General features: G+C 76.8%; 3 protein-coding genes. All 3 read right to left on the reverse strand.

From position 1 onward, the window contains the following. Positions 1-243, reverse strand: a 243-nt coding sequence (locus tag ACFV61_RS35695; RefSeq protein WP_380496324.1) for a zinc-ribbon domain-containing protein, incomplete at its 3' end; no start/stop codon positions are given. A 3-nt stretch (positions 244-246) separates the two neighbouring features. Beyond that, complete coding sequence (locus ACFV61_RS35700) at positions 247-864, reverse strand: phage tail protein (RefSeq protein ID WP_380429348.1); 618 nt, start codon at positions 862-864, stop codon at positions 247-249. After that, positions 861-2069: putative baseplate assembly protein (locus tag ACFV61_RS35705; protein WP_380496326.1), on the reverse strand; the 1209-nt coding region annotated here is incomplete at its 5' end. The genes ACFV61_RS35705 and ACFV61_RS35700, both read right to left, overlap by 4 nt.

Raw genomic sequence — 2069 nt, forward strand, 5'->3', positions numbered from 1 at the left:
CACGGGCGGTTCCTCGCGGGCCGCGCCGACGGGCGGAGCAGCGGGCGGGGCGGCAGCAGGCGGGGCGGCGGCAGCAGGCGGCGCGGCGGCGGGCGCAGCAGCGGCAGCAGGCGGCCCGGCGGCAGAGCCGGGAGCCGCCGAGGTGGCGGCAGCCGCCCCCGACCAGCCCAGGTAGGCACCGCAGTTGCCGCAGAAGTCGTCCCCGTCCTCGTTGGCCACTCCGCACTCGGGACACGTACGCATTGCTCAGCTCTCTTCCGCACCGAGTGGACCGAGTGGACCGGATGAACCAGGTGAACCAGGTGGACCGGACGGACCAGGCGGCCCGGACAGGACCTCCACCCGGCAGGTCAGGTGCACCGGGCAGGACGCCCGGACGACCGCCAGCACCTGCTCCTCGTCCACCGCCGGGGTGCGCTCGGGCCAGACCCGCACCAGCAGTTCCCCGGAGGGCGCGGGCGGCAACTCCGCGCCCGCGGTGGTGGACCAGGCCACGCCGCCGCCGTCCACGATCTGCGCGCCGACGCCGAGGATCAGCCGCAGCCGTTCCCGGAGCCCGCGCCGGGTGCCCCGCCACCGGTGCAGTTCGACCGCGCGGCCGACCACGGCCCGGCGGACCTCCTCCGGCCAGGCCGGGTCGGTCTCGACGGCGACCCAGTCCGCCAGCCACTCGACGAAGTCGGCCGGGGCCAGGCGCGGTTGGAAGTAGGCGGGCAGGTTGTCCAGGGTGGCGAAGACCGGGGCGAGGACGGTGTCCAGGCCTGCGGTGAACCGCTGGGCGAAGTCGTCCTCGGCGTAGAGCGCGGGCAGGAGTTCGCCGATCGGATGCGGGCTGGGCAGCCCGGGGACGGCCGCTCTGCTCATCGCTGACCGTCCGCCGGGAGCGCGGCGACCACGACCTGGTGCTGGTGCGAGAAGACCAGCGCGTCCGGGGCGACGTCGACCCGTTCGGCGGGCGCGCCCCGGCGCCCGGTGATCGGATCCGCCGGGAAGAGCCGCAGTTCCTCGACCGCCGTGACCCCGGCCACCTGCTGGAGCACCGCGAACACCTCCCCGTACTGCACGGCCCGGCCGAACGGCCAGCCCCTTCCGTCGGCGCCGCCGCGCAGCGGGTTGAGGTGCCGGAACAGGGCCGCGAGCGCCGCCTCCCGGACCCGGTCGCCGTCCGGGGAGCGGGTCGCGAGCCGGGCGACCACCGTCACCCCCTGATAGTCGGGCGGTTGGACGACGAGCCGGGTGCCGACGAGCCGCCGCTCGTCCAGGGCCGACGCGATGGCCGACAGCACCTGCTCGCCGGGGATCAGCTGCTCGAACCGCAGGCGGTCGCCCTCGTCCGCGACCGCGTCGGGGACCACCAGCACCCGCACCGCGCCCGCCTCCCCGGCGACGGCCGGCGCGCAGCGCACCCGGGCCGCCGAGGGGGCGGCCTGCCGGGCGATCAGCTCGAAGTCCCCGGCGGTGACGGCCCGTTCCTGGAGCCGCAGCAGGTGGGGGGCGCGCACCTTGGCGTTCTCCACCGTCTCGCCGTCGACCCCGCCCCTGGCCGCCTCGCGGTTGTCGACCCTGGCCACGTACGGGACGGAGCTGCGCAGCACCGTGATCGTCGCCCGGGCGACGTTCCCGGCGGTGCCGCCGCCCGTGCGGTAGTGCGGTACCCGCAGGTGCGCGCCCTTGGGCGGCACCGCGCCGAAGGCGTGCAGGCCTCCGTCGGGTTCCCGGACGGCGGGCGGGAACGCGAACTCGCCCGTGGTCGCGTCGATCACCACGTGCCGGTCGGTCGGCGCCGAGTCGCCGAAGTGCTCGACGGCCGTCCACCGCTCCCAGCCGTCGCCGGCCGCGACCTCGACCACCGGGGGCCCGCCGTCGAGCAGGACGGGCGGCCTGGCGAGCCGGAAGCGCTGGCCCGCGACGCCCTCCGAGGTGCCGAGCGGCGCGTCGGTCACGGTCTGGGCGTGCACGACAGTCGCGGTGCCGCCGACCGTGAACACCTCCGCGCGGCGGATCGTCGGGGACTCCGCGTAGAACGGCTGGCCCGGCTCCGGCGCGGACACCCGGCAGCGCAGCCAGCC

It is taken from the genome of Kitasatospora sp. NPDC059817, from assembly GCF_042731835.1.
Lineage (GTDB): Bacteria > Actinomycetota > Actinomycetes > Streptomycetales > Streptomycetaceae > Kitasatospora.

Excerpts from the sequence above, each read along its gene's own strand:
- ACFV61_RS35700 (WP_380429348.1), bottom strand. The coding sequence starts at position 864 with ATGAGCAGAGCGGCCGTCCCCGGGCTGCCCAGCCCGCATCCGATCGGC.